Source organism: Streptomyces shaanxiensis (assembly GCF_039537145.1).
Taxonomy (GTDB): domain Bacteria; phylum Actinomycetota; class Actinomycetes; order Streptomycetales; family Streptomycetaceae; genus Streptomyces; species Streptomyces shaanxiensis.
Genome location: NZ_BAAAZY010000006.1, coordinates 444,341 through 470,626, shown reverse-complemented (window position 1 = coordinate 470,626; position 26,286 = coordinate 444,341). Strand labels below are relative to the sequence as shown.

Sequence of the window (26,286 nt, the reverse complement as noted above, 5' to 3'; positions counted from 1 at the left end):
CGAATGGTTCTGTCGAACATTCGTTCAGAACGCGGGGCGTTCCGGGTCCAGCCGAGCCATGCCCGCCGCCGGAGACGACGCCTCCGCGAAGTGCCGTCGAGGAATCCGCCCCGCCCGGTACGCCAGCCGCCCCGCCTCCACCGCGTGCCGCATGGCGTCGGCCATCAGCACCGGTTCCTGAGCCCGCGTCACCGCGGAGGCGAGCATCACACCCGCGCACCCCAGCTCCATCGCGAGCGCCGCGTCCGACGCCGTACCGGCACCCGCGTCCAGAATCACCGGCACGCGCGCGTGCTCCACGATCAGCTGGAAGTTGTGCGGGTTGCGGATGCCGAGCCCGGACCCGATCGGCGACCCCAGCGGCATGATCGCCGCACAGCCGACGTCCTCCAGCTTCCGCGCCAGCACGGGGTCGTCATTGGTGTACGGCAGCACGGTGAACCCGTCGTCCACCAGCGTCTCCGCAGCGTCCAGCAGCTCGATCGGATCCGGCAGCAGGGTCCGCTCGTCGGCGATGACCTCCAGTTTGATCAGATCCGTACCGAGCGCCTCGCGTGCGAGGCGGGCCGTCAGCACGGCCTCTCCCGCCGTGAAGCAGCCCGCCGTGTTCGGCAGGACCTGGATGCCGAGCTTCTCCAGCACGGACAGGACGGAGCCGTGCACGTCCGGGTTGACCCGCCGCATCGCGACCGTCGTCAGCTCCGTCCCGGACGCCACCAGCGCCCGTTCCAGAACCTCCAGGCTGGGCGCCCCGCCCGTGCCCATGATCAGGCGGGAGGTGAAGGACGTACCGCCTATGACAAAGGGATCGTCGGCCATGGTTCAGCCTCCTTGGACGGCGGTGAGGACCTCGACGCGATCTCCCTCGGAGAGGGACGTCGACGCCCACTGCGCGCGCGGGACGACGGTTTCGTTGAGGGCGGCGGCCACTCCGGAGGGCGCCGCGGTGAGGGACCGCACGAGCGTGTCGAGAGCCGTTCCCGGCTCGATCTGCCGACGCTCGCCGTTGACCGAGATGGTGACCGGGATGTTCATGCGGGCAGCTCCGTGAGTGCGGCGGCACTGAACCGCCTGGGCGTGAACGGCCGTGCCTCGTCCGGGAGTTCACCCGTGGCCAGTGCGTGTGCCATGGCGTCCCCGGTGACCGGTGTCAGCAGCACGCCGTTGCGGTAGTGCCCGGTGGCCAGCAGCAGCCCGTCCAGCTCGGTCGGGCCGAGCAGCGGCGCGTTGTCGGGGGAGCCGGGGCGCAGGCCGGCCCGCGTCTCGGTGAGCGGCAGTTCCGTGATGCCGGGCACCAGCTCGTGCGCGTCGCGCAGCAGCTCGTACACCCCGCCCGCGGTCACCGTCGTGTCCCAGCCCAGCTCCTCGCTCGTCGCCCCGACGACCAGCTCCCCGCTCTCGCGCGGCACCAGATACACCTGGCTGCCGCGCACCACGGCACGCACGGTCCGGCTCAGGAACGGCGCGTACCGCTTCGGTACGGTCAGCCGCAGCACCTGCCCCTTCACAGGGCGTACGGGAGGCAGTACGTGCTCCGGGACCCCGGGCAGCCGCCCGCTGAGGCTGCCGGCCGCGAGGACCACCTGGCCCGCGCCCAGCGCGGTGCCGTCCGACGCGGTGACACCGGCGGCCCGGTCCCGTACGACGTCGAGGCGCTCGGCCCAGGTCCGGTGGAAGACCACACCGGCGCGCTCGCACGCGGCCACCAGCGCCCCGGCCAGCCGCCGCGGGTCGATCTGGTGGTCGCCGTCGACCCTGAGCCCGCCACGCACGCCCGGCGCGAGCATCGGCTCCAGGCGTCGGCAGTCACGCCCCGACAGCCACTCCGAGTCCAGCCCCGACTGGCGCTGCAAGGTGTGCAGTTCCCGCAGATGGGCGCGGTCGTCGGAGTCGAGCGCGACGGCGAGCGTGCCGCAGCGCCGGTAGCCGAGGTCGTGGCCGGTGAGCTCGGTGAGTTCGGCCGCGAAGTCCGGGTAGCGGCGGGCCGAGGCGAGGTTCAGGCCCAGCAGGGTCTGCTCGCCGTAGTGCAGTTCCGTGACGGCGGCCAGCATTCCGGCGGCCACCTGGGCGGCGCCGCCGCCCGGATCGGGGTCCACGACGGTCGTGGTGAACCCGCGTTGCGTGGCCCGCCACGCCGTGACCAGGCCGATGATTCCGCCCCCGATGACAAGGACGTCTGACGTTCGCGTACGCGACATGGGCGTCCAGCCCCTCCCTTCGCCGGCATGACCCGGATCAGGTTCGTACGGTCGGAGGCCGCCAGCCTCCCTCTCAGCCCGGTGCGTCCGGGCTCCCGCGAGTGCTCTACGTTGGCCACCCTAGCCCGCCGCCGTAAGTCTCAGTAAGGGAGCCTCACGCCATGGCCCGCTCGCTCGACGGTCTCGTCCTCGCCCCCGTCGCGGACCAAGCCCCAGGTCAGGTGGGTACCCGCACCCGGTTCACGTACCACGAGAAGGACGGCGAGATCTGGGCCGGGTACGCGGGCGGCGACGTCGTACGCGGCCATCTCGTGGGCACCAGGGAAGGCGACCGGCTGGACTTCCGGTACGTGCAGCTGAAGCGGGACGGGACGACGTCGTCGGGGCACTGCGTGTCGACCGTGGTCGAGCTGCCCGACGGGCGGCTGCGGCTGGAGGAGAGCTGGGAGTGGGAGTCGCAGCCGGGCAGCGGCACCAGCGTTGTGGAGCAGGTCACTGAGCACGACTCCTGACTGACAAATTGTCAGTTGTCTATGGTGATCAGGTGAGCGAGCAGACGACGCAGTCGCAGCGGAAGGTGGTCGTCGCGGGCGCCGGCATGGCCGGTGTACAGACGGCGGTCGCCCTTCGGGAACAGGGCTTCACGGGCCCGGTCACGCTGATCGGCGCCGAGCCCCATCAGCCGTACGACCGGCCGCCCCTGTCCAAGGCCGTGCTGCTCGGCAAGGCCGAGGGCTCCGCCTTCGACGTCGACTTCGAGGCGCTGGGCATCGAACTGCGGCTGGGGTGCGAGGTGCTGGGCGTGCGCCCCGCCGACCACGAGCTGGACACCGAGGCCGGGCCCGTCCCGTACGACGTCCTCGTGCTCGCCACCGGTGCCGAACCGATCCGGCTGCCGGGCACGGAGGGCGTGCCCGGCGTGCATCTGCTGCGCACCCTGGACGACGCCGAGCGGCTGCGGCCGGTGCTCGCCCGGCAGCACGACATCGTGGTCGTCGGCGCCGGCTGGATCGGCGCGGAGTTCGCCACGGCCGCGCGCGAGGCGGGCTGCGCGGTGACGGTCGTGGAGGCCGCCGACCGGCCGCTCGCGGGTGCGCTGCCCGCGGAGGTGGCCGCGCCGATGACCCGCTGGTACGCGGACAGTGGGGCCGTTCTGCGCACGCACGCGCGCGTGGAGCGCGTCGAACCCGGTGCGGTGCTCCTCGACGACGGCTCGCGGCTGCCCGCCGGCGCCGTCGTGGTCGGCATCGGGGCCCGGCCCGCCACGGCCTGGCTGGTCGGCTCGGGCATCGAGCTCGGCGCGCAGGGCGAGGTCGTGGCCGACGACCACCTGCGCACCTCCGTACCGGACGTCTACGCGGTCGGCGACTGCGCCTCCTTCCCTTCGGGAAGGTATGGCGACCGCCTGCTGGTCCACCACTGGGACAACGCCCTCCAGGGCCCGCGCACGGTCGCCGCGAACATCCTCGGCGAGACCACCGCGGTCTACGACCCGGTCCCGTACTTCTGGTCCGAGCAGTTCGGGCGCTTCGTCCAGTACGCCGGCCACCACGCCGCCGCCGACACGACCCTGTGGCGCGGCGACCCGTCGGGCCCGGCGTGGACGGTCTGCTGGCTGAAGGACGACCGCCTGGTCGCCCTACTGGCGGTGGGCCGGCCGAGGGACCTGGCGCAGGGGCGGCGGCTGATCGAGGCGGGCACGCCGATGAACCCGGAACTGCTCGCGGACCCGGCGCGGCCGATGAAGGCGGCGGTGGCGTAGCGGCGGTGGCGGACCGCCGGTGGCCCGGCGCGTCACTCCAACAGGTCCTCCCAGGTGGACCGGCCTGACTTCCGACTGTCAGTGGCAGATGGCAGGCTTGTTTCCGTGACCGAGATTGACGCAAAGATCGATGCTCTCGTCCCCGCCTGGCTCACCCTCCCCGACATCGCAGAGATGCTCGACGTCGAGGTGACGCGTGTGCGGCAGCTGGTCAAGGAGGGCCAGCTCATCGCCGTACGCCGTGGTGAGAACCGCGCGCTGCACGTCCCTGCCGCCTTCATCGACGGGGACAAGGTCGTCAAGGGCCTGACCGGGACCCTGACGCTCCTGCGGGACGACGGCTTCACCGACGAAGAGATGCTGGAGTGGCTCTTCACGCCCGACGAGAGCCTGCCCGGCACCCCCGCGCAGGCACTCAGCGAGAATCGCGGCACGGAGGTGAAGCGCCGCGCCCAGGCGCTCGCCGTCTGAGCACCCGGATCTGAGCAGCCGGATCCGCACACCCGGATCCGAACACCGTGCGGCGTATGGGCCGGGGCCGTTCCCGCGGGCCACGGTCGCGGTCGACTGCGGCCGTGGGGCCGGGCCGAGACCCTGGAAGGACCAAGGCTCGGGGACGTGCCCGGCCCGTACGCCATCGACATATCGATATGACGGCGCCCTCACCCGGTGCCGGGCCCCGGCCGGCCGCCCGGCTCCGGCTACCGTGCCTCCGTCCGGCACCAGCCCGACGCCGCGAGCCCGACGCCACGGGCCCTACGCCACCCGCCCGGCAACCCGATCCCAGGGGGAACCGCATGTCCGACACCGCCACCGCAGCCACCGCCCGCACCCAGCTCGCCGACGCGCGGCTGTACCTCTGCACCGACGCCCGTAAGCGGCAGGGCGACCTCGCGGAGTTCCTGGACGCCGTCCTGGCCGGCGGTGTGGACATCGTGCAGCTGCGCGACAAGGGCATGGAGGCGGGCGAGGAACTGGAGCACCTGGAGGTCTTCGCCGAGGCCTGCGCCCGGCACGGCAAGCTCTTCGCGGTCAACGACCGCGCCGACGTGGCCCACGCCTCCGGCGCCGACGTCCTGCACCTCGGCCAGGGCGACCTCCCGGTCCCCGCCGCCCGCGCGATCCTCGGGGACGACATCCTCATCGGCCGCTCCACACACGCCGAGTCCGAGGCCGACGCGGCCGCCGCCCAGGAGGGCGTGGACTACTTCTGCACGGGCCCCTGCTGGCCCACTCCCACCAAGCCCGGTCGTCACGCCCCCGGCCTCGACCTGGTCCGCCACACCGCCGCCCTCGGCACCGACCGCCCCTGGTTCGCCATCGGCGGCATCGACCTCGCCAACCTCGACCAGGTGCTGGAAGCGGGTGCCCGCCGCGTCGTCGTCGTACGGGCGATCACGGAGGCGGACGACCCCGAAGCGGCGGCGGCGGAGTTCGCGAAGCGGTTGCGGCAGCTGTAGGAGGGCCCTGCGGCCGCGACGGCCCCGTCTCAGTTCCCGCACCACCGTGTCTCAGCCAGTGGTCAGCCCGGCCGCGATCCACGGCCCGGGGTACGCCCCGCCCCGCCGCAGGGCCCATTTCTGGCCTCGGGTGTCCAAGGCGTGGACAACACCCCGACAATTCGGGCAAATGTCCGGTTCGCGGTTGGGGGACCGGGGGGCCCTGGCTAACCTGCGAGTATGGCCCTCGGCACCGCATCCATCAGGTCGGACCACGCTCGTACCGTGCGCGAGATGCTCGCGACCGGCAAGACGACGTATTCCTTCGAGTTCTACGCCCCCAAGACACCGAAGGGCGAGCGGAACCTGTGGAACGCGCTGCGCCGGGTCGAGGCCGTCGGGCCCGACTTCGTCTCCGTGACCTACGGCGCGGGCGGTTCCACCCGCGCGGGCACGGTCAAGGCGACCGAGGCGATCGCGTCGGACACCACGCTCACCCCGATCGCCCACCTCACCGCGGTCGATCACTCGGTGGCCGACCTGCGCAACATCATCGGCCAGTACGCCGACGCCGGGATCCGCAACATGCTGGCGCTGCGCGGCGACCCGCCCGGCGACCCGCTGGGCGACTGGGTGCGGCACCCGCAGGGCCTCGCCTACGCCGCGGAACTCGTCGAACTGATCAAGGCGTCCGGAGATTTCTGCGTGGGTGTCGCGGCCTTCCCCGCGATGCACCCGCGCTCCGCCGACTGGGAGACCGACGTCCGTCACTTCGTCGACAAGTGCCGGGCCGGCGCGGACTACGCGATCACACAGATGTTCTTCGAACCGGAGGACTACCTACGACTGCGCGACCGTGTTTCGGCCGCCGGCTGCGACACCCCGATCATTCCGGAGATCATGCCGATTGCCAGCGTGAAGACGCTGGAACGGATCCCGTCCCTCACCAACGCCTCGTTCCCGGCCGCCCTGAAAGAGCGGATCCTCACAGCAAAGGACGATCCGGCGGCTGTACGCTCGATCGGGATCGAGTTCGCCACGGAGTTCTGCGCACGGCTGCTGGCCGAGGGAGTGCCCGGACTGCACTTCATCACGCTCAACAACTCCACGGCGACTCTGGAAATCTACGAGAACCTGGGCCTGCACCACCCATCGCAGGCCTAGACCGGCCGTCCTGACATACGTCACACTGCGTAGGCGGCCAATGGGAGAGGGGCGTACATGGGCTGGACGGTCCTCTACATCGCGTTCGGCGTCGTCGCGCTGTGGCTGCTGGGCGAGGTGCTGCTGCAGTACAAGGCACGCCTGCGCTGGCGGCTGCTCGCCTTCGTCGGCTTCCTCGGCGTCGTGGTCGGGGTACTGATCCCGTCCGTCATCGTCATCGGGCTGGGCGCGGCCGCGTTCGCGGTCGGCCAGACCTACGTCACGCTGTCGTTCCGCCGCGGCTTCTCGGCCGGCTGGGCGGTCTCCGCCCCGGCTCTGGGCCCCCTGGGCAGCGTCAAGCGCCGCCGCGGTGAGCCGGAGCACCAGGATCCGACCCTGGAGGTCTCCGACCTCGAGGCGAGCGAGGGCGGCTTCGGGAGCGGCGACGGTCCGTACGGCCCGGACAACGGCAAGTACGGTCACGACAACGTCGGTTACGGTCACGACGACTACGACCGCGACGACGTCTTCACGCCCTCACGCCTCGCCCAGCCCACGGCTGCGGAGGCGACCTCCGTCTACGAGCCGCAGCCCCTGCCGGAGGACACCGGCTCGTACGGCATATACAGCGACACCGCCTACGCCGCCGCCAACCAGAACTACGCGGCTGCCGGCCAGCCCCAGGACCAGTACGCGACGGCCGACCAGGGCTACGGGTACGACGGCTACTCCGGCTACGACCAGCAGCAGTACGGCTACGACGCGACCGGCCAGCAGCAGTACGCCGCCTACTCCGACCCGTACGTCGGCACCCAGACCTACGACGGCGCCTCCTACGACGCCTACGGCCAGCAGCAGTACGGCCAGCAGGGCTACGGCCAGGACCAGTACGCCACCGGCACCTACGGCGAGACGACCCCGCCCGGCGGCGTCTGGGTCCCGCAGCAGCGCACCGACGAGTACGGGGGCGAACTCCCGCCGGAGCAGCAGTACCCGTACCAGGGCAACGGCCAGCAGGGGCAGGGCCAGGGGTACGACGAGCAGTACCGCTTCTGACGCCTGTCCTGCCGGGACGCCTGTTCTGTCGGGCAGCGCACTACGCGGGCCTCACAGCGAGCCCCGCGACATCACTGCGAGCCCCGGAACTCCGGCCCCTCCACGATCAGCCCGGCCACCAGGGCGCCCGACATGCCGGCGTGCGCGAGACCGCCGCCGGGGTGGGACCAGCCGCCGGCCGTGAACAGGCCCGGTACGCGGGTGCTGTTGGACGGGTGCAGGAAGGTCCCCTCCGCCGCGGCCAGCGCGGGTGCGGGCACCCCGCCGCCCTCGGCCCCCGTCTCCTCGTGGGTGTGCACCGGCGTGCGGACCTCGCGCCACAGGATTCGCTCACGCAGGCCGGGCAGCGCGCGCTCGGCGGCGCTGACCATCGCGTCCGCGAAACCGTCGGCGGCACCCGCCGCGGTCCAGTCGTACACCGACTGCGAGGGCACCGTGGCGGTGAGGACCACGGACTCGTGCCCGTCGTCGGGGCGCAGGGCCGGGTCGTCCGGGCGGTCGATCCGGACCGTCGGTCGGGCGGGCGGCTCACCGAGCCCGAAGACGTCCAGTTCGGCCTGCCGGTCCGGGGCGTGCACCACCGTGCGGTGCGCGGCGTCCGCCTCACGTGCGCCGCGCAGCGCCAGGCAGACGACGACCCGGCCCGTGGCCATGCCCTCGGGACCGGGCTCGACCTCTTCGGCGGCGTAGAGCTCCCGGCCGTGCACCAGGTCACCCAGGCGCCAAGGTCCGGTGCCGACGACCAGGTCCGCCTCGACCACCGTCCCGTCGGCCAGCTCCACCCCCGCCGCCCGGCCGTCCTTCTCCACCACTGCGGTGACCTCGGCGCCGAAGCCGAACTCGACCTTCCGGGCCACGCACCGCTCGTACACCGCCCGCGCCAACTCTCGTATGCCGCCCCGCACGTACCAGGTCCCGAAGGCGTGCTCCAGATACGGCAGCACCGCCGCGCTCGCCGGGGCGACGCGCGGGTCCAGGCCGGATGCGAGCGCGTGGCTCTCCAGCAGGGCGATGAGCCGGGGGTCGCGCAGTTCCCAGGCGCCGACCTCGGCGAGAGTGCCCGCTCGGCGGGTACGCAGGAGTCGCTTGTGGGGGACCGCCGGATAGGGCTCGCGCTCGGCCAGCACCTGCCAGTTCGGCCACAGGGGCTCCTCCAGCAGTGGCCTGCGCGTCCGGTCCCAGGCCTCGCGGGCGCGGACCAGGAAGTCACCCCAGCGGTCGCCGGTCCCGGCACCGAGCGCCTCGTCCAGGGCGGCCACCACACCCGCGCGCGAGGCGTTCGGCAGGGACACCGCGGTGCCGTCCGCGAAGAGGTGCCGGGCCGACGGGTCGACCTGGACCAGCTCGACGCACGCCTCCAGCGGCTCCTTGCCGGTCTTGATGAACAGATCGCGGTACACGGCCGGAAGGGGGAGCAGCCCCGGCCCCGTGTCGAAGGCGAAGCCGTCGCGCTCGAAGCGGCGCACCGCTCCGCCGTACGTCTCCGTACGCTCGTACACCGTCACCCGGTGGCCCGCGACGGCCAGCCGGGCAGCGGCCGCCATCGCGCCCATCCCGGCGCCGATCACCACAATCCTTGCCATGGAGGGGACTTTATCGGCCGTCACTGACAACGGCCCGCGGACCTCGGGCGGGGGCTCAGCCCGGCCGCTGCCCCACCGGCTGGGCGAGCCGTTTCTCCTCGCGCCGCCGGCTTCGGCGGCGCAGGAAACGACGGATCCGCGAGGCCAGGAAGAGGAGCAGGAACAGCCCGGCGAACAACAGGCCGCCCGCGACCACGGCCGCCGCCACGGGGTGGAAGATCGCGAAGGTGATGATCGCGGCGACCCCGAGGTCCTCGGCGATGCTCACCACGATGTTGCTGAACGGCTCGGGCGAGGTGTTGACCGCCATCCGCGTCCCGGCCTTGACCAGGTGGCTCAGCAGCGCCGTGGATCCGCCGACCGCGCCCGCCGCCAGCTCGGGCAGCGACCCGCTCTGCCCGGCGAGCAGCGCAGCGACGACGGCGCCCGCGATCGGCCGGATCACGGTGTGCACCGCGTCCCAGGCCGAGTCCACGTACGGGATCTTGTCGGCGACGGCCTCGCAGAGGAACAGCACGCCGGCGGCTATCAGGACGTCGGGCCGCTGCAGCGCCTCGGGCACGTCGTCGCTCATGCCGGTGGCGCCGAAGACGCCGAGCAGCAGCACCACGGCGTAGGCGTTGACGCCGCTGGCCCAGCCGCTGGTGAACACCAAAGGGAGTATCGACACGGGGGCGATCGTAACCAGTCGGCAACGGAGGGTCCTGGGCCTGAGTGCGCAGGTCTGAGTACGCGTACCTAGTGGTGGAGATGAGTACGCGCGCGGATGGGGCCCGACCTGCGTGAACGAGAGAGTGGAGGCACGGAGAAGGGGATCGGCTCCGGCACCGGCGACACGGGGCGCCGGAACGGAGCGACCCCGGATCCGCTCCTTCCGCCGACCAGGCGTCGGCGGGAGCGAGACCGGGGGACCCGGGGGAACGACCGAACGGGGGTCCGGCGGGGGACACGGGGGAGTACGGGGAAAACGGGGGAGCAGGAGAAGGCGCCGGTTCGAGAGTGGCCCGCGGGGGACGCGGCCACTTCGGACCGGCGCTTTCGCATGCGTGCGACACCGGCCGCGTCAGCGGCAGCCGCTCACCCGGCCCTGCAACAGCCGGGACAGCGCCGAATGCACGTCGTCCAAGGAGCGCTCCGGCTGGAAGGACTTCCAGTCCAGCGCGGCCACCAGGACCATGCCGACCAGGGCCGAGGCGGTCAGCGGGACGTCGATCTCCTCGCTGAACTCGCCCTTCTCCACGCCCTCGCGCAGCACTCCCTCGACGACCGCCACCGCCTGCTGCCGGACCACCATCAGCGTGGACTGCCAGGCCCGGTTCGTACGCCACAACTCGGCGACGTACAGCTGGGTGAAGGAGGGATAGCGGTCGATGAAGACCAGCCCGGCGCGGATCATCGCGTCCAGGGCGTCCACCTTGGTGCCGCCGTCCCGTTCGGTCCCCTCGGCCGCCTCCCGCAGGGAGGCGGTGAGGAGCTCGACCCCGTGCCGCAGCAGCTCCTCGAAGAGGACGGACTTGCTCGCGAAGTTGTAGTAGACCGTGCCCTTCGCCACCCCGGCCCGTTCGGCGATCTCGTCCACCGTGGTGGCGGAGAAGCCCTGTTCGGCGATGAGCGTGACGGCCGCCTCGTAGAGCTTCTGCCGGGTGGCCTCGCGGCGCGTGCTGCCGCCCGACGGGGCGTTGCTGCTTTCCATGGCACTGATTGTCCCGCGCGCGGTCACAGGCTCAGCTCCGGGTGCAGCCGGTCGAGCGTCCAGACCTGCCGGCGACGGGCCGACAGCGCGGTCAGCGCGACGGCGCCCGCGGTGAAGGCCACGAGCACCACGCACGCGTGCCACACCGGTACCAGACCGCCGCCCGTGATGAGCCTCCTGAGCGCTTCCACGACGTAGCTCATCGGCAGGAAGGGGTGCAGCGCGTTGAAGAAGCCCGGGCTCGTCTGCACGGGGTAGGTGCCGCCCGCGGACGTCAACTGCAGCATCAGCAGGGCCAGGACGAGGATCCGGCCCGCCGCCCCGAAGCGCGCGTTCAGCCACTGCACGATCGCCGCGAAGCACGCCGTCACCAGGAACAGGAAGCCCACCGTCCCGGCGGCCCGGGCCATCTCCAGCCCGACGGCCCAGTGCAGCACCGACATCAGGGCCACCGTCTGCAGCACCCCGATCGCCACCACGGGCAGCCAGCCGGCCAGCGCGATCCGCCACGCGGAGGCACCCGCGGCGAGCGCGCGCCGGTTCATCGGCGAGATCAGCATGTAGGCCACCATCGCCCCGACCCACAGGGACAGCGGGATGAAGTACGGCGCGAATCCGGTGCCGTAGTTGGGCGCCTTGTGCAGGTCCCGGGAGACGAGCTGGACCGGGTCGGCCATCACCTCGGTGCGCTGGTCGCGGGCCTTCTTGTCGTAGTCGGGGATTTGCTTCGCACCGTCGTGCAGCCCGTCGGAGAGCTTCCCGGAGCCGTCGACGAGCTTGTAGATGCCGCCGTTGAGGTCGTACGCGCCGGTCTTCAGCGCGCCCACGCCGGAGTCCAGATCCACCGCCCCGGTCCTGGCCGAGCCGATCCCCGAGTGCAGCTCCTTGGCGCCCGCGGCGACCTTGGCGGCCCCGTCGTTCAGCTGGTTGATCCTGCTGACGGCGTCGTCGAGGTCCTCGGAGAGGCTCGGCGCGCGGTCGGCGAGCGCCTGGGACTGCTTCTGGAGGGTGGCGAGGTGCTTGTCGAGCTTCTTCAGATCGCCGTTCTGATCGGCGATCAGCGTGTTGAGGTCGTCGGCGATCAGCGCCACGTCCGCGGCCGACTGCTTCGCCTTCTTCAGGTCGGAACAGGCCGGGTCGGGCAGTACGGGGTTTTCGCAGCGCGCCCGGTAGACGACGTCCAGGGCGTCGGAGGCCGCATGGGCGCCCCTGGCGGCGCCCGGAGCCCGCTCCACGAGGTCGCCGAGGTTGTTCCGGATCGCACCCGACGCGTCCGCGACCAACTGGGCGGTGTCCCCGATGGTCTTCTCGTTGTCCGCCAGGAACGGGCCGATCTTCCGGTCGATGCCGTTGACCCTGTCGGCCAGCGTCCGCGTGCCCTGCGCGACCCGCCCGGTGCCGTCCGCCAGATCGCCGGCCGCCTTGTCGAGCTTCCGCAGCCCCGTGGCCAGCTCGCCGCTGCCGTCCTTGGCGTCCTTCAGCCCGTCCGCGAGGTCCTTGGAGCCCTTCTCCGCCTTCCCGATGCCGCCCTCGAGCTGGTCGGCGCCGTCCGCGGCCTTCACGGTCGCGCCGTGGATGTCGGAGAACGACACGAAGATCCGGTCCAGGAACGACCGCGACGCCTTGGTGGACGCCGCCTCGCGCACCTCGCTGAAGACCGTCCGCGAGATCTGCCCGACGATGTAGTTGTTCGCGTCGTTCGTACGCACCTGAAGGGCGCCCGTCTCCGGCGAGTCGCCCGAGCTGGACGCGATCCGCTCGCTGAAGTCGGCCGGCATGGTCAGCGACAGGTAGTAGGTGCCGTTCTCGACACCCTTCTCGGCGTCGGCGGCACTCACCTCGTGCCAGTCGAAGACATCGCTCTCGCGCAGCCCTTGGGTGATGTCGGAGCCGGCCGTGAGCTTCTTCCCCTCGACGGCCGCTCCCTTGTCGTCGTTCACCAGGGCCACGGGAATGCGGTCGAGACGGCCGTACGGATCCCAGAACGACCACAGGTACAGGGCGCCGTACAACAGGGGCAGCACCAGCAGCGCGACCAGGGCGGCACGCGGCAGCTTCCCCCGGCCGAAGCGCCGGAGCTCAAGCGCGGCCAGCCTCGGCGAGCGCATCGGCGGCCTCCTTTCCGTCGGTTTCCTGCGGTTCCTGGGTGTCGTCGGATCCCTGGCCTTCTGGGGATCCCTGGGAGCCGGGTGCCTTGTCGGCGGCCTGCGTGGACACCCTGACCGTGCCGTCGGGGGCCTCGCTGCACACCGCCACGACCGTCGTCCCGGCCTCGGCGATCGACCTCAACAGCGCCCAGACCTCGGTCCGTTCGGTGTCCGACAGCTTGAGGTCGGTGTCGTCGACGCCGAGCAGGCGCGGGCGCCCGATGAGGGCCAGCGCGACGGACAGCCGCAGCGCCTCCAGGCGCTCCAGATCCCGTACGGCCGTACGGGCGCCCTTGGGCAGGTCCTCCAGGTCGAGCCCAGCGGCCGCGAGCGCGGTGTCGATCCGCAGCCGCTGCTCGCCCTTCCGCTCGGCCCGCGGCCGCAGCAGCCCGCGCAACGAGTCGCCGAACCGCCGCTGCAGCAGCGCCCGTTCGTGAAGGTGCTCGGCGACGGTCAGGGCCGGCTCCAGGTCGGTCACCCCGGGGACGTGGGCCAGGGCGCTGACGCGCCGTACCGCCGCCATGCGCTTGGGCAGCACCGTCCCTCCCACGCCGGCGGTTCCCTCGGTGGCCTTCATCCGCCCGGTGAGCGCCAGCAGCAAGCAGGTACGGCCGCTGCCGGACGGCCCTTCGATCGTGATCAGCGAGCCGGGCCCGGCCTCGAAGGAGACGCCGCGGAACGCCCATCCGCGGGGTCCTTCGAGGCCGAGACCCTGGGCCGTGACGCCGACTCCGCTCACGGTTCCCCCCATCCCTGCCCCCTCTTTTGAACTGACTGGTCAGTGCAAAAGTTAGCCCGAACTCTCGATCGAGGCAAAAGCGCAGGTCAGAACGGATTGTCAGTGCCATACCTCACGATGGGCACATACGGCATCCCGTATCGGGCATGCCGTCACACAGACGACAGGAGGTTCGTCATGGCCAGCTATCACGCAGCAGCCGCCCGCCGGCGCCGCGCCACCGGCCCTGCCCCCTCACTGACCGGTCCGGCGAGCGACGTGCACCCCGTGCTCCGCCGGGCCACGGCCCCGCCCGCCGCCCTCGACCTGCTCGCCCAGGCCCGTGCCGGACTGGACGAGGCCGCCGTTCTGGAAACGCCGAACGAGCGCTATGCCGCGGCCCACCTTGCCGCCCTGCGCACCGCGGCCGCCGTACTCGCCGCGCGAGGGCGCCCGGAGATCACGCCCAAGCGCCGGGCCCGCATCAGGAGCGCCTGGGAAGTGCTCCCCGAGATAGCGCCCGAACTCACCGAGTGGAGCGCGCTGTTCGCCTCCGGCGCCCGGCGCCGTGCCCGGGCCGAGGCCGGCATCCAAGGAGCGGCCAGCCGCCGGGACGCCGACGACCTGATACGCGACGTGGCGATGTTCCTGCGCCTCGTCGAGCGGATGCTGGTGCTCCAGCCGGTCCTGCCCCAGCCGCGACCGGACGCGGACGCGGAGGGAACCGGCGGTTCACGCCATGGGTCGGAGGAGATGCCGGACGCGGGCTGACGGCGGTCGGCGGCGCCGGGGGCCTGGGCTGCGCGCCTGGGCCTGGGGCCCTGGGGAGCGTTGGACTTCGGTGCCGCGGTCGGGGTTCCGTCGGCGGCCCGTGCCGTACGGAGCGCGGTCGGTGATGACTCGCTTCGCTGCCCATTAGGGTGGAGGGCGCCTGAAGTCTTCCCATTCCCGTGACCCGGGCGCCGGGGAGGCAGTCGTTCGCCCCGCCGTGCAAGTGGCGGTGCCGTGCCGAGGAGTCAACTGCCGTGTCGGACCCGATGCGCCCGCCCGTCTCCCACCACCACCCTCAAACGGCGTCGCTGCGCTCCGACCCCTCCCGCCCCCGCGCCTCCCTCCGTACCGCCGTGGTCTGGGAGGTCCTCCAGGACGCCCTGGACCGCCGGGTCAAGGCCACGGGGCGTCAGGCGCTGGACGTCCTCGACACCGGAGGCGGCAGCGGCAACTTCGCCGTGCCGCTCGCCCGCCTCGGCCACCACGTCACCGTCGTCGACCCCAGCCCGAACGCGCTCTTCGCCCTGGAGCGGCGCGCCGCCGAGGCCGACGTCGCCGACCGAGTGCAGGGCGTCCAGGGCGACGCCCACGGCCTCTTCGACGTGGTCGAGCGCGATGGGTACGACGTCGTGCTGTGCCACGGCGTCCTGGAGTACGTCGACGACCCCGCCGAGGGCCTGCGCAACGCGGTCGCCGCCCTGCGCTCCGAGGGCGTGCTCAGCCTGCTCGCCGCAGGACTGGGCGGCGCGGTGCTGGCACGCGCCCTCGCCGGCCACTTCAAGGAGGCCAAGCAGGCCCTGGAGGACCCGGAGGGCCGCTGGGGGCAGGGCGACCCGGTGCCGCGCCGGTTCACCGCCGAGCAGCTCACCACGCTGGTCGAGGGGGCCGGCCTCCGGGTCGGTGCCGTGCACGGGGTGCGGGTCTTCGCCGACCTGGTCCCGGGGGTGCTGGTGGACACCGAGCCCGGGGCGCTGGAGGCCCTGCTGAAGCTGGAGGAGGCGGCGGCCGAGCTGCCCGCCTTCCACTCGGTGGCCACGCAGCTTCATGTGCTCGGCGAGACGCGGGAGACCGCGGGGGCCTGAGCGCCCGCTGTGCGCGGACCGCAGGGTGCGCCTTGATCAGGGACTTGGCTGCACATGGAGTACGCCACAGGCCCCCCGATCGGGCGCTCGTCGCCGTATGATCGAGGGAGACCGTTCCGGCATGACGGGTCGGCCGCTGGGGAATGAAGATCTCAGCGAGCCGGGACGTGCATGCCGGAGCCCGGTTGGCCAATTGGCGTAGAGGGGCGGGTTTCACGGGGGCGATTCCCTGCCTATCCTGAAGGGACCCCCGGGTCGCCCCGGCGACTGCACGATGAGGAGGACTCCGTGCCGCTCTCGGAGCACGAGCAGCGAATGCTCGAGCAGATGGAGCGAGCGCTGTACGCCGAAGATCCCAAGTTCGCGACAGCGCTTGAGGGAAGCGGGCTGCGCACGTACACCCGGCGACGGGTCTACCAGGCGGTCGCGGGCTTCCTCGTGGGTATCGCGCTCCTCATGGCTGGAATGGTCGCCAAGCAGGTCTGGCTCAGCGTGGTGGGCTTCCTGGTCATGCTGGGCTGTGCGGTACTCGCGGTGACCGGTTGGCGCAAGGCCCCCAAGCCGGGCGAACAGCCTGCCTCCGGTGGCCCGCAGGCCCGCCGTCAGCCACGGCAGAAGCGCTCCATGATGGAGCGCATCGAAGAACGCTGGCAGCGCCGCCGTGACGAGCAGGGCGGTCATTAGCTCGACGAGCAGCTCCCATACGTACGCAGGGGGTGACCACCGGACGGGTGGTCACCCCCTGATGTATGCCCGCTCCGGGTGCCGGCGGCCGCCTTCCCGAGCGGACGGACTCGGCCAAGTCCCCGACCCGGTGCCTCCGACCCGGCATCCCCGGCCGGAGGCCACGCCCAAAGCACGGCAACGGTCATCCCTTGGGCCACGGCACGCCCCGCCGGCCGTCCTGGCTTCCTGGCGCCCTACGGAGCCACACCCGCCCAGCGCTTGCCCTCATCAAGCCCCGCGCCGACGGCAGCCCTCAAGCCCGTCGCCGGCAGCCGCCTCAAGCCCGTCGCCCGCAGCGACCGCTCACCCCCGCTGCCCCGACGCCGACGCCCTGCGCCACGTCGGTCGGGCGGCGGCAGCGCGTCGCTTCACGTTGATCCACCAGTCCGACAGGTCCCAGACCACCCGCACGCTGGAGCGTGGCGCCAGCCGGGCGCGCAGGTTCGTCGTCCGGCTGACCTTGGACTCGAGGTCGGACAGCACGCGGCGGACGTCCTCCGCGAGGCCGGCCACGGGGCGGGGAGCGGGGGCGTAGAGGACCTGCTCCACCGCGTCGGCGACCCGATGGACCGAGGCCGCGGCCGGTGGGTCGAGCCGGCCCAGGCGGACGATGCGGGCCGCGGTCTTGCGGGGGGTCTGGGAGTCGTCCGGGGCGATACCGAAGTCCCAGGCGATGTCCGTCAGTTCCTGCCAGACCGCCAGCGTGTGCAGCGGTATGTCCGCCTCCGCGCGGCCGTGCCCTCCCAGCCGTACCGCCCGTGTCCGCAGCCGCCACAGCATCGGCGCCAACGGGATCAGCAGCGCCGCCGCCCCGCCCAGCACCCATGCCAGGACGACGTACCACCTCGGGCCGTCGCCGCCGGTGACGACCGCGGCCTCCGGGGACTCGCTCGCGCACAGCTCCGGCTTCTGTCCGGCGCAGCTCTCGCTCGTCGACGGCGAGGCGGAGGGCCCCGTGCTGGCCGACTGCGAGGGCCGTGTCACGTCCGGCAGCGTGGAGCCGGGCGAGTCCGACACCGTGTACGACGGAACCGAGCCGCGGGTCGGCGTCGGCTCGAAGCGGGTCCAGCCCACGCCCTCGAAGTACAGCTCGGGCCAGGCGTGAGCGTCCTTCAGCCCCACCGAGACCGAGCTGGCGCCCTGCGGGGTTCCGGGCGCGAAGCCCACCGCGACCCGGGCCGGTATGTCCAGCGAGCGGGCCATCGCCGCCATGGCGAAGGAGAAGTGGACGCAGAAGCCCTGCTTGTCCTTCAGGAAACGGGCGATCGCCTGCCGACCGGTGCCGACCTTGACGTCGGTGTCGTACTGGAACCCGCCCGTGACGGCGAAGTACTCCTGCAGCTTGACCGCCTGCTCGTAATGGCTGGTCGCGCCCTCGGTGACCTGGCGCGCGGTCTTGGCGACCACCGCGGGCAGCGAGTCGGGCAGCTCGGTGAACTCGCGCTTCAGCGCGACGGGTGGCTCCCCGGCGTTCGCGAGCTGCTCCGCCGTCGGCTGCACATCGAGGCTGCGCACGGTGTACGTCACCCCGCGCGTGGTCTGGCGGCGGTCGCCGACGACCGTCATGCCCAGCGGCTCGTAGCGCCAGTTGCCGTTGATGTCCACGCCGCTCGGCGGGTAGGGCATCGGCAGCCAGTTCTGGGCGTACCAGTCCGCGGCCGAGATCGTCGTCTCGACCTGCGCGCGCCGCACGTCGGGGCCGAGGCCGATGGGCGTGGGGAACTGGTCCGGCACGGACTGGATGCTGCGCTTCGACGGCTGCCACGTGGTGCCGTCGAAGTCGTCCAGGGAGACGATCCGCAGGTACAGGTCGGAGAGGTCGTCCGTGTTGGTCTTCAGGGACAGGACCTCGCGGTCCTCGTCCACGTTCAGGCTGTCGCGCAGTGACACCAGCGGGTTCACCGCCGAGATCGTCCCCCCGCTCCCGCTGCCCGAGCCCACGCCCGTCCCCGCCGCGTCCAGCAGGCCGCCGTTCATGGCGGGCAGAGCGAGCGGCACCACCAGGGCGATGCCCAGCGCGACCACGCCGATGCGCCGTCCGGTGCGGACCGGCGCCACCGCGTCGCTCGGATCCCCGCCCGGCGTCCTGGGTGCCCCGCCGAAGACGCGGCCCCACTGCGAGAGCCGGTCGCGTCCTTCGGCCAGCAGCAGCATCAGATAGCCCGCGGCGGCGACCAGGAACCACAGCCAGTCCCCGGCGCCGTCGGCCAGCCCCGCGGCCACGGAGTACAGCGCCAGCAGCGGCAGCCCGGCCGGTGCCGCGCTGCGGAAGGTCACCGCGAGGGTGTCGACCGCGAGGCCGATGATCAGGACACCGCCGATGAGCATCAGCCGGATGCCGTCGGACAGCGGCGCCGGGATCGAGTACCGGCTGACGTCGTCCGCGCCGGCCCGCAACAGTTCGGCGAAGTGGCTGAAGGCCTCCGGGCCGGGGATCACTCCGAGGATCGCCTGCTGGTTGGCGAAGGTCAGCGTCAGCAGCATCAGCGCGACGAGCGCCTGCGCCGCCACCGTCAGGGGCCGGGCCAGCGGCACCCGTCGGGTCGCCATGCCGACACCGGTCTGGACCGACAGCAGGAAGATCGCCTGAATGAGCCAGCTGACCGGGGAGACCAGCGGCAGCAGGGCGCACGACGCCAGCAGCGTGGCCGCCGCGGCGCTCAGCGCCATCCGTGTCCGCCCGCTCATGCCGGTCCCCCCTCACCCCGTGCGCCGCTGGTCGCGGCGGCGTCCGTACGCGCCCGGTCCGCCTGGCGCCACAGCTCGTTCAGCGAAGCGCCCCGCGGCACGCTCAGGGCCGTCCAGCCCGCCTCCCGCAGCATCCGCAGCCGCTCCTCGCTCCTGTCCAACGGACCGGCCACATCGCTCGGTTCCCGCACCCAGGCCCCGCTGTCCAGCACGAAGGCCAGCGCGCCCCCGCTGCGCTGGCGCATCTTGGCGGCCACCGCCGCCTGCTCCTCGTCGAGGTCGCCGAAGAAGGCGACCAGCAGTCCTTCGTTGCCGCCGCGCAGCAGGTCGTACGCCCGCGACAGGCCCGTACCGTCGGAGTGGTCGATCACCGCGAGGGTGTCCATCATCAGCCCGGCCGCGTCCGCCGACTCCTGGCTCGCGCCCGCGAACCCGTCGGCGCCCTCACCGGGCACCGAGGTGCCGGTGTCGGTGAGCAGCCGGACGGAGAAGCCTCGCTCCAGCATGTGGACCAGCACGGACGCCGCTCCCGAGACGGCCCACTCGAAGGCCGAGTCCGGGCCCGCGCCCTGGAAGGCCGGGCCCCGGGTGTCCAGCAGCACCGTGCAGCGCGAGCGCTGCGGCTGCTCCTCGCGGCGCACCATCAGCTCGCCGTAGCGCGCGGTGGAGCGCCAGTGCACGCGCCGCAGGTCGTCGCCGTAGCGGTACCCGCGCGGGATCACGTCGTCCTCGCCGGCCAGCGCGAGCGAGCGCTGCCGCCCGTCGCCGTACCCCTTCGCCTCGCCGCTGAAGCGGACCGGCGGCAACGGCTCCACGCGCGGGATGACCGTCAGCGTGTCGTACGTCGAGAAGGACCGGGTCAGCTCGCACATGCCGAACGGGTCGCTCAGGCGCAGCTGCAGCGGGCCCAGCGGATAGCGGCCGCGCAGGTCGGAGCGGACCCGGTAGGACACCTCGCGGCGGCCGCCCGGCTCCACCCGGTCCAACACGAAACGGGGGCGCGGGCCGAGCACGTAGGGCACCCGGTCCTGGAGCATCAGCAGCCCCGTGGGCAGCCGGGAGACGTTGTCCATCCGCAGATGGACGCGGGCCTCGCTGCCCGCGGGCACGCGCGCGGGGGAGAGCCGGCGGCTTCCCGCGACCCGGTAGCGGGTGCGGTACAGCACGGTCGCGCAGACCAGTGGCAGCACGGCGAGCAGCAGCCCGACGCGCAGCAGGTCGCTCTGGCCGAGGACGTAGGCGCAGACGGCGGCCGCGACGCCGGCGGCCAGGAACGAGCGGCCACGCGTGGTCAGACCGGCCAGTGCGGTGCGGACCCCGCCCTTCTCGCCGTGGTCCGCCTCGGCCTGGCCGGTACTGCCGGAGGTCATCCCAGCCTCCGCGGCGGCTGCTGGCCGTATGCCGCGGTGCCCCGGCCGAGGCCGCCGAAGCCGCTCTGCTGCTGCGGCGCGGCGGGCACCGGCGTGCGCTGCAGGATCTCCTGGACGACCTGCTCGGACGTACGGCGGTTCAGCTGGGCCTGCGCGGTGGGCAGCAGGCGGTGGGCCAGGACGGCCACGGCGAGGGCCTGCACGTCGTCCGGCAGCGCGTACTCCCGGCCGCTCAGGGCGGCGGACGCCTTCGCCGCGCGCAGCAGGTGCAGCGTCGCGCGCGGGGAGGCGCCGAGTCTGAGGTCGGGGTGGGTGCGCGTGGCGGCGACCAGTTCGACCGCGTACCGGCGGACCGGCTCGGCGACATGGACACCGCGCACGGCGTCGATCAGCTTCACGATGTCGTGCGCGTGCGCCACCGGCTGCAGGTCCTCCAGCGGCGAGACCCCGCCGTGCACGTCCAGCATCTGCAGTTCGGCCTCCACGCTGGGGTAGCCGACGGAGACGCGGGCCATGAAGCGGTCGCGCTGGGCCTCGGGCAGCGGATAGGTGCCCTCCATCTCGACCGGGTTCTGCGTGGCCACCACCATGAAGGGGCTGGGCAGCTCGTAGGTCTGCCCGTCGATGGTGACCTGGCGCTCCTCCATGGACTCCAGGAGCGCGGACTGCGTCTTCGGTGAGGCGCGGTTGATCTCGTCGCCGATCACGATCTGGGCGAAGATCGCGCCGGGCTTGAACTCGAAGTCCTTGCGCTGCTGGTCCCAGATGGACACGCCCGTGATGTCGGACGGCAGCAGGTCGGGCGTGAACTGGATACGCCGGACCGAACAGTCGATGGACCGCGCCAGCGCCTTGGCCAGCATTGTCTTGCCCACACCGGGAACGTCCTCGATCAGAAGATGTCCCTCGGCGAGCAGTACGGTCAGCGAAAGCCGTACGACCTCGGGCTTGCCCTCGATCACTCCTTCCACCGAACTGCGGACACGCTCCACAGTGGCGGTCAGATCAGTGAGGCTCGCTCGATCGTCATAGGTCGTCACCCGGCCCTCCTCGGCCCGTTCTTTCCGGGCCGACGCGATGCGGACCGGCCCACCCCTTGAACACGGGCACCACGCGTGAAACGTTCCGCGTGTTGCCACACTCGCATTCTTGCTGCCGTTACCGATTCGTGTCACTCGACTGTGGACAACTGTCTGCGATATGTCAGGGGTTAGGGGCTTTTGTGTACCCCGGAGCCAGAATTGACAGTGAAACGACAGCTACGGGGGAGGGTCACGCGGGGTCGATCTCGCGCAGCAGACCCGTCCGCACGTCGAAGACGAAGCCCCGCACGTCGTCGGTGTGCAGCAGGAACGGCGAGGTGCGCACGCGCTGCATCGACTGCCGTACGTCCTGGTCGACGTCCCGGAAGGACTCCACCGCCCAGGCGGGGCGCTGGCCGACCTCCAGCTCCAGTTCGGTGCGGAAGTCCTCGGTGAGGGACTCCAGGCCGCAGCCGGTGTGGTGGATCAGGACGATGCTGCGGGTGCCGAGCTTGCGCTGGCTGATGGTGAGCGAGCGGATCACGTCGTCGGTGACGACGCCCCCGGCGTTGCGGATGGTGTGGCAGTCGCCGAGTTCCAGACCGAGCGCCGCGTGCAGGTCGAGGCGGGCGTCCATACAGGCGACGACGGCGACGTGCAGTACGGGGCGGGCGTCCATGCCGGGGTCGGTGAAGGCGGCCGCGTAGTGCTCGTTCGCCTCGACGAGACGGTCGGTGACCGTGCCGCGTCGGGCTATCGCACTGTCCGGACCAGCGGGAACCGATGCAGAAGTCGTCATACCCATGACGGTACTGGTCACGCCCGGAACGGTCCCGTTGTGAGAGCGGACAAAGAACGTCATCGGGCCTTGTTGTGAGCTAACCCACAGGGGTGGCGTGAGTGCGCCCATACGAGCGATTTCGCGCGTCTCGCGGCTTCGTCCGAACCCGAATCGGCGACGCGCAGGCCGGTTGATTGACCGCGCGACACGGTGGACTAAAGTGACGCGAAGCGGGAGGGGCGGCTCTCCCTGCTGGACTGATTTTCCCGGAGACGCCGGCGATTTTCCGGATCTCCCCGCGTGCGCGGCGCGCACGTACGGCTCGGCCTCCTCCCGCTCCCGGTCGGCTGACGCTCTCGGCGCCGGCAGGCCTCCCCTTCACGAGCGGGCGGGGACCCGGCGGTGCGTACGGCCCCGCCGGATCTGAGAGGGCCCCTTGAGCCAGAGTCGACATGTCCCGGTGATGCTCCAGCGGTGCCTGGACCTGTTGTCCCCCGCCCTCGAGCGGCCCGGAGCGGTAGTGGTCGACTGCACGCTCGGGCTGGGCGGCCACAGCGAGGCCTTGCTCCAGCGGTTCCCCGAGGCCCGGCTCGTCGCCCTCGACCGGGACAAGGAGGCCCTGCGCCTGTCCGGCGAGCGGCTCGCGCCGTACGGCGAGCGCGCGACCCTCGTGCACGCCGTCTACGACGAGCTCCCGGACGTCCTGGAACGGCTCGGCATCGCGCGCGTGCAAGGTGTTCTGTTCGACCTCGGCGTCTCCTCCATGCAGCTCGACGAGGCCGACCGCGGCTTCGCCTACGCCCAGGACGCCCCCCTCGACATGCGCATGGACCAGACGACCGGCGTCAGTGCCGCCGAGGTCCTCAACACCTACCCGGCCGGCGAGCTGGTCCGGATCCTGCGCGCGTACGGCGAGGAGAAGCAGGCCAAGCGGATCGTGTCCGCGATCGTGCGCGAGCGGGAGAAGGAGCCGTTCAGCAACAGTGCGCGGCTCGTGGAGCTGATCCGGGACGCGCTGCCGCAGGCCGCCAAGCGCACCGGCGGCAATCCGGCCAAGCGCACCTTCCAGGCGCTGCGCATCGAGGTCAACGGCGAGCTCTCCGTCCTGGAGCGGGCGATCCCGGCCGCCGTGGAGGCCCTCGCCGTCGGCGGGCGGATCGCCGTCCTGTCGTACCACTCGCTGGAGGACCGGCTGGTCAAGCAGGTGTTCGCGGCCGGCGCCGCCAACACCGCCCCGCCCGGGCTGCCCGTCGTCCCCGAGCAGTACCAGCCCCGGCTCAAGCTGCTGACGCGTGGTGCCGAACTTCCCACCGAGGAAGAGGTCGCCGAGAACCGGCGCGCGGCACCTGCGCGCCTGCGCGGGGCCGAGCGCATCAGGGAGTCCATCGAATGAGGGACGTCAGGAAACCCGAACTGAGGGGGCGGGCCGCCCGGCTCGCGCGACTCATTCCCGCAGGGCGCGCGCGGGCCGCCCGCACCCCCTTCGTCCTCCTGGTCGTCCTCCTCCTCGGCGGCGGCCTCATCGGGCTTCTCGTGCTGAACTCCGCCCTCAGTGAAGGCGCGTTCAAGCTCGACGACCTGAAGAGGGACACGAAGGCCCTCACCGACGAGGAGCAGTCGCTCCAGCGCGACATCGACGCCTACTCCGCCCCCGACGCCCTACAGCGCCGCGCCCGCGAACTCGGCATGGTCCCCGGCGGCGACCCCGCCTTCCTCAACCCGGACGGCACGGTCATGGGCGTCCCCAGCCCCGCACCGGCCGACCAGACCTCCGCGTTCACGCCCCTGATCCTCGCCCCCGAGACCCTCGTCGACGAGCCCGCGGCCGGCGCGGTGCCCAGCCCGATGTCCGCCACGCCGCTCCCCGAGGCCACCCCGACCGCGCCGCAGTACGCGCCCCCCGCCCAGCAGTCCGCCCCGTTCGCGCAGTCCCCCCAGTTCTCCACGTATCCGACCCCTGGCAGGTGACGGAAGTGTCCGACAGGGAAGCGCCGCGCCGTCGCGTGCCCGGACCCGCGAAGCCCGCCCGCTCCGGCGGCGCCCAGCGGCGTCCGGGCCCCGGCTCCCGCCCGGCCCGCCGCCCGGCACCGCCCCGCTCCAGGCCCGTCCGCCTCATCCGGCTCGGCAGCCCCCGCCCCCGGCTGCGCATGGTCAGCCTGGCCCTGACCCTCGTCCTGCTCGCCTTCGTCGTACGGCTGCTCCAGGTGCAGGGCGTCGACGCGAGCACATACGCCGCCAAGGCCGAGAAGAACCGGTACGTCGGCTACACCCTGGCCGCCGAGCGCGGCGGCATCACCGACCGCAACGGCGTGGCGCTGGCGACCAGCGTCGACGCGTACGACATCACGGCCGACCCCACGCTGTTCAGCCGCGAGCAGCTGAAGATCGACGACGGCCCCGAGCAGGCGGCCGCCCTCCTCGCGCCGATCCTCAACCAGGACCAGGCCGCGATCGTCCGAAAGCTCCGGCCGGAGAACAAGAACCTGCGCTACACCCTGCTGGCGAGCCGGCAGACCCCCCAGGTCTGGAAGCAGATCAAGGACCTGAAGAACGCGCTGACCACCAAGGCGGAGAAGGACAAGAGCACGGTCAACGTCCTCGCGGGCGTCCTCTCGGTCGCCAGCAGCAAGCGCGTGTACCCGAACGGCGACCTCGCCGCCGGGATACTGGGCTGGGTCAACTCCGACGGCAAGGGTGGCGGTGGCGTCGAGCAGCAGCTGAACAAGGAGCTGTCCGGCAAGGACGGCGAGATCCGCTACGCCCAGTCCGGCGGCCGCCAGGTGCCCACCGTCGGCTCCACCGAGACGCCCGCCGTGCCCGGCAGCGACGTCGAGCTCACCATCGACCGCGACATCCAGTGGGCCGCGCAGAACGCGATCAGCGAGCAGGTCGCGAAGTCCAAGGCCGACCGCGGCTATGTGATCGTCCAGGACACCCAGACCGGCGAGATCCTCGCGATGGCCAACTCGCCCGGCTTCGACCCGAACGACCTCTCCGAGGCCAGCGCCGCGAACCTGGGCAACGCGGCCGTCCAGGACGCCTATGAGCCCGGCTCCACCGCGAAGGTCATCTCGATGGCCGCCGTACTGGAGGAGGGGGTGGCCACGCCCGGCACATTTGTCGTCGTGCCCAACCGGCTGCACCGCGGCGACCGGCTCTTCAAGGACGACATCGACCATCCGACCTGGTACCTGACGCTCAACGGCGTGCTCGCCAAGTCCAGCAACATCGGCACCATCCTGGCCACCGGCCAGCTGGGCAAGACGCAGAAGCAGTCCAACCGGATCCTCTACGACTACCTGCGCAAGTTCGGCTTCGGCAGCTACACCGGGCTCGGCTACCCGGGCGAGACCCCCGGCATCCTCGCCGCCCCGGGCACCTGGTCGACCTCGCAGCAGTACACGATTCCTTTCGGCCAGGGCGTGTCCATCAACGCGATGCAGGCGGCCTCCGTCTACTCGACGGTCGCCAACGGCGGCGTCCGCGTCGAACCCACGCTCGTGCGCGGCACCGAGGGACCCGACGGGCAGTTCACTCCTGCCCCGAAGCCCAGGAAGACCAGGGTGATCAGCGCCAAGACGGCGAAGACCCTCGCCCAGATGCTGGAGTCGGTCGTGGACGACAGGGAGGGCACCGGCACCAAGGCACGCATCCCCGGCTACCGGGTCGCGGGCAAGACGGGCACGGCGAACCGCGTGGATCCGGCCACCGGCAGGTACCGCGGCTACACGTCGTCGTTCGCCGGCTTCGCGCCCGCCGACAAGCCCCGCGTCACGGTCTACTGCGCGATCCAGAACGCCACCGCCGGCAACTACTTCGGCGGCCAGATCTGCGGACCCATCTACAAGAAGGTCATGGAGTTCGCGCTGAAGACCCTCCAGGTCCCGCCGACCGGAGCCAAGGCCGCGAAGCTCCCGGTCAGCTACAAACCCTGACCCCTCCGACCACCCTGATCAGCACCGAGCAGCCAGGAACCACTTCGTGACAACGATCACTCCCGACTCCGGGAACCAGGGCGCGCCCCGCCCCTCACTTCGCTCCGAAGCCGGTACGCCCGGTACGCTCACCGCCGTGCCACACGCTGATCAGTCCCAAACCACCCAGAAG

Annotated in this window: 24 protein-coding genes and 1 riboswitch; of the genes, 12 read left to right on the top strand and 12 right to left on the bottom strand. The window is 72.0% G+C overall.

Annotation, left to right across the window (positions count from 1 at the left end; genetic code table 11):
• Positions 1-24 precede the first annotated feature (24 nt).
• The 3 genes from ABD932_RS08890 to thiO form a co-directional block, all read right to left on the bottom strand.
• Positions 25-819, bottom strand: coding sequence for a thiazole synthase (locus tag ABD932_RS08890; protein WP_345010360.1), 795 nt, complete (start codon positions 817-819; stop codon positions 25-27).
• A gap of 3 nt (positions 820-822) precedes the next feature.
• Complete coding sequence (gene thiS, locus ABD932_RS08885) at positions 823-1,035, bottom strand: sulfur carrier protein ThiS (protein ID WP_345010357.1); 213 nt, start codon at positions 1,033-1,035, stop codon at positions 823-825.
• On the bottom strand, positions 1,032-2,198 hold the full coding sequence (gene thiO / locus ABD932_RS08880) for a glycine oxidase ThiO (protein WP_345010354.1): 1,167 nt from the start codon (positions 2,196-2,198) through the stop codon (positions 1,032-1,034). Before thiO ends, thiS begins: the two co-directional genes overlap by 4 nt.
• A riboswitch (TPP riboswitch) is annotated at positions 2,196-2,307 on the bottom strand. Its footprint overlaps the gene before it by 3 nt.
• A gap of 52 nt (positions 2,308-2,359) precedes the next feature.
• On the opposite strand from thiO, the gene ABD932_RS08875 reads away from it, so the two are divergent.
• The 6 genes from ABD932_RS08875 (at position 2,360) to ABD932_RS08850 (ending at position 7,598) form a co-directional block, all read left to right on the top strand.
• Positions 2,360-2,710 carry an avidin-fold protein gene (locus tag ABD932_RS08875; RefSeq protein WP_345010351.1) on the top strand — a complete coding sequence of 117 codons (351 nt, stop codon included), beginning with the start codon at positions 2,360-2,362 and terminating at the stop codon, positions 2,708-2,710.
• Positions 2,711-2,796: 86 nt separating this feature from the next.
• Positions 2,797-3,960 carry an NAD(P)/FAD-dependent oxidoreductase gene (locus ABD932_RS08870; RefSeq protein ID WP_425587428.1) on the top strand — a complete coding sequence of 388 codons (1,164 nt, stop codon included), beginning with the start codon at positions 2,797-2,799 and terminating at the stop codon, positions 3,958-3,960.
• Between the two features lie 105 nt (positions 3,961-4,065).
• Entirely contained in the window at positions 4,066-4,431 is a 366-nt protein-coding gene (locus tag ABD932_RS08865) for an Rv2175c family DNA-binding protein (protein WP_126391530.1), read from the top strand.
• Between the two features lie 326 nt (positions 4,432-4,757).
• Positions 4,758-5,420 carry a thiamine phosphate synthase gene (gene thiE, locus ABD932_RS08860; protein WP_345010346.1) on the top strand — a complete coding sequence of 221 codons (663 nt, stop codon included), beginning with the start codon at positions 4,758-4,760 and terminating at the stop codon, positions 5,418-5,420.
• 219 nt (positions 5,421-5,639) lie between these two features.
• Complete coding sequence (gene metF, locus ABD932_RS08855; protein ID WP_250082564.1) at positions 5,640-6,563, top strand: methylenetetrahydrofolate reductase [NAD(P)H]; 924 nt, start codon at positions 5,640-5,642, stop codon at positions 6,561-6,563.
• 57 nt (positions 6,564-6,620) lie between these two features.
• Positions 6,621-7,598 (top strand): SCO2102 family sporulation regulator, encoded by a 978-nt coding sequence (locus tag ABD932_RS08850; protein ID WP_345010344.1) that lies wholly within the window; start codon positions 6,621-6,623, stop codon positions 7,596-7,598.
• A 71-nt stretch (positions 7,599-7,669) separates the two neighbouring features.
• On the opposite strand, the gene ABD932_RS08845 is transcribed toward ABD932_RS08850, so the two are convergent.
• The 5 genes from ABD932_RS08845 to ABD932_RS08825 form a co-directional block, all read right to left on the bottom strand.
• Positions 7,670-9,181 (bottom strand): phytoene desaturase family protein, encoded by a 1,512-nt coding sequence (locus ABD932_RS08845; protein WP_345010342.1) that lies wholly within the window; start codon positions 9,179-9,181, stop codon positions 7,670-7,672.
• Positions 9,182-9,236: 55 nt separating this feature from the next.
• Positions 9,237-9,851: a DUF4126 domain-containing protein gene (locus tag ABD932_RS08840; protein WP_345010340.1), complete on the bottom strand. Its 615-nt coding sequence runs from the start codon at positions 9,849-9,851 to the stop codon at positions 9,237-9,239.
• Positions 9,852-10,244: 393 nt separating this feature from the next.
• Complete coding sequence (locus tag ABD932_RS08835) at positions 10,245-10,874, bottom strand: TetR/AcrR family transcriptional regulator (protein ID WP_345010338.1); 630 nt, start codon at positions 10,872-10,874, stop codon at positions 10,245-10,247.
• A gap of 23 nt (positions 10,875-10,897) precedes the next feature.
• A complete protein-coding gene (locus ABD932_RS08830; RefSeq protein WP_345010336.1) occupies positions 10,898-12,982 on the bottom strand; it encodes a YhgE/Pip family protein in 2,085 nt (694 codons plus the stop codon).
• Positions 12,954-13,772 (bottom strand): ATP-binding cassette domain-containing protein, encoded by an 819-nt coding sequence (locus tag ABD932_RS08825; protein ID WP_345010334.1) that lies wholly within the window; start codon positions 13,770-13,772, stop codon positions 12,954-12,956. Before ABD932_RS08825 ends, ABD932_RS08830 begins: the two co-directional genes overlap by 29 nt.
• Before the next feature lie 165 nt (positions 13,773-13,937).
• On the opposite strand from ABD932_RS08825, the gene ABD932_RS08820 reads away from it, so the two are divergent.
• The 3 genes from ABD932_RS08820 to ABD932_RS08810 all read left to right on the top strand — a co-directional run bounded on the left by ABD932_RS08820 (position 13,938) and on the right by ABD932_RS08810 (position 16,276).
• Positions 13,938-14,510 carry an SAV_6107 family HEPN domain-containing protein gene (locus ABD932_RS08820; RefSeq protein ID WP_345010332.1) on the top strand — a complete coding sequence of 191 codons (573 nt, stop codon included), beginning with the start codon at positions 13,938-13,940 and terminating at the stop codon, positions 14,508-14,510.
• A gap of 254 nt (positions 14,511-14,764) precedes the next feature.
• Positions 14,765-15,592 carry a methyltransferase gene (locus ABD932_RS08815; protein WP_345010330.1) on the top strand — a complete coding sequence of 276 codons (828 nt, stop codon included), beginning with the start codon at positions 14,765-14,767 and terminating at the stop codon, positions 15,590-15,592.
• A 288-nt stretch (positions 15,593-15,880) separates the two neighbouring features.
• Positions 15,881-16,276, top strand: coding sequence for a DUF3040 domain-containing protein (locus tag ABD932_RS08810; protein WP_345010329.1), 396 nt, complete (start codon positions 15,881-15,883; stop codon positions 16,274-16,276).
• Between the two features lie 345 nt (positions 16,277-16,621).
• On the opposite strand, the gene ABD932_RS08805 is transcribed toward ABD932_RS08810, so the two are convergent.
• The 4 genes from ABD932_RS08805 to ABD932_RS08790 all read right to left on the bottom strand — a co-directional run bounded on the left by ABD932_RS08805 (position 16,622) and on the right by ABD932_RS08790 (position 22,197).
• A complete protein-coding gene (locus ABD932_RS08805; RefSeq protein ID WP_345010328.1) occupies positions 16,622-19,006 on the bottom strand; it encodes a transglutaminase TgpA family protein in 2,385 nt (794 codons plus the stop codon).
• On the bottom strand, positions 19,003-20,376 hold the full coding sequence (locus tag ABD932_RS08800; protein WP_345010325.1) for a DUF58 domain-containing protein: 1,374 nt from the start codon (positions 20,374-20,376) through the stop codon (positions 19,003-19,005). Before ABD932_RS08800 ends, ABD932_RS08805 begins: the two co-directional genes overlap by 4 nt.
• Positions 20,373-21,416 (bottom strand): AAA family ATPase, encoded by a 1,044-nt coding sequence (locus tag ABD932_RS08795; RefSeq protein WP_345010323.1) that lies wholly within the window; start codon positions 21,414-21,416, stop codon positions 20,373-20,375. The genes ABD932_RS08800 and ABD932_RS08795 overlap by 4 nt, the downstream gene beginning before the upstream one ends.
• Before the next feature lie 232 nt (positions 21,417-21,648).
• Entirely contained in the window at positions 21,649-22,197 is a 549-nt protein-coding gene (locus tag ABD932_RS08790) for a beta-class carbonic anhydrase (protein WP_250082589.1), read from the bottom strand.
• Between the two features lie 418 nt (positions 22,198-22,615).
• Between ABD932_RS08790 and rsmH the strand changes: the two genes are divergently transcribed.
• Genes rsmH through ABD932_RS08775 form a run of 3 tightly spaced genes read left to right on the top strand, consistent with a single transcriptional unit; the run spans position 22,616 to position 26,114 of the window.
• Positions 22,616-23,572, top strand: coding sequence for a 16S rRNA (cytosine(1402)-N(4))-methyltransferase RsmH (gene rsmH / locus ABD932_RS08785; protein ID WP_345010320.1), 957 nt, complete (start codon positions 22,616-22,618; stop codon positions 23,570-23,572).
• Complete coding sequence (gene ftsL, locus ABD932_RS08780; protein WP_345010318.1) at positions 23,569-24,147, top strand: cell division protein FtsL; 579 nt, start codon at positions 23,569-23,571, stop codon at positions 24,145-24,147. Before rsmH ends, ftsL begins: the two co-directional genes overlap by 4 nt.
• 5 nt (positions 24,148-24,152) lie before the next feature.
• On the top strand, positions 24,153-26,114 hold the full coding sequence (locus ABD932_RS08775; RefSeq protein WP_345010317.1) for a peptidoglycan D,D-transpeptidase FtsI family protein: 1,962 nt from the start codon (positions 24,153-24,155) through the stop codon (positions 26,112-26,114).
• The last annotated feature ends 172 nt before the right edge of the window (positions 26,115-26,286 follow it).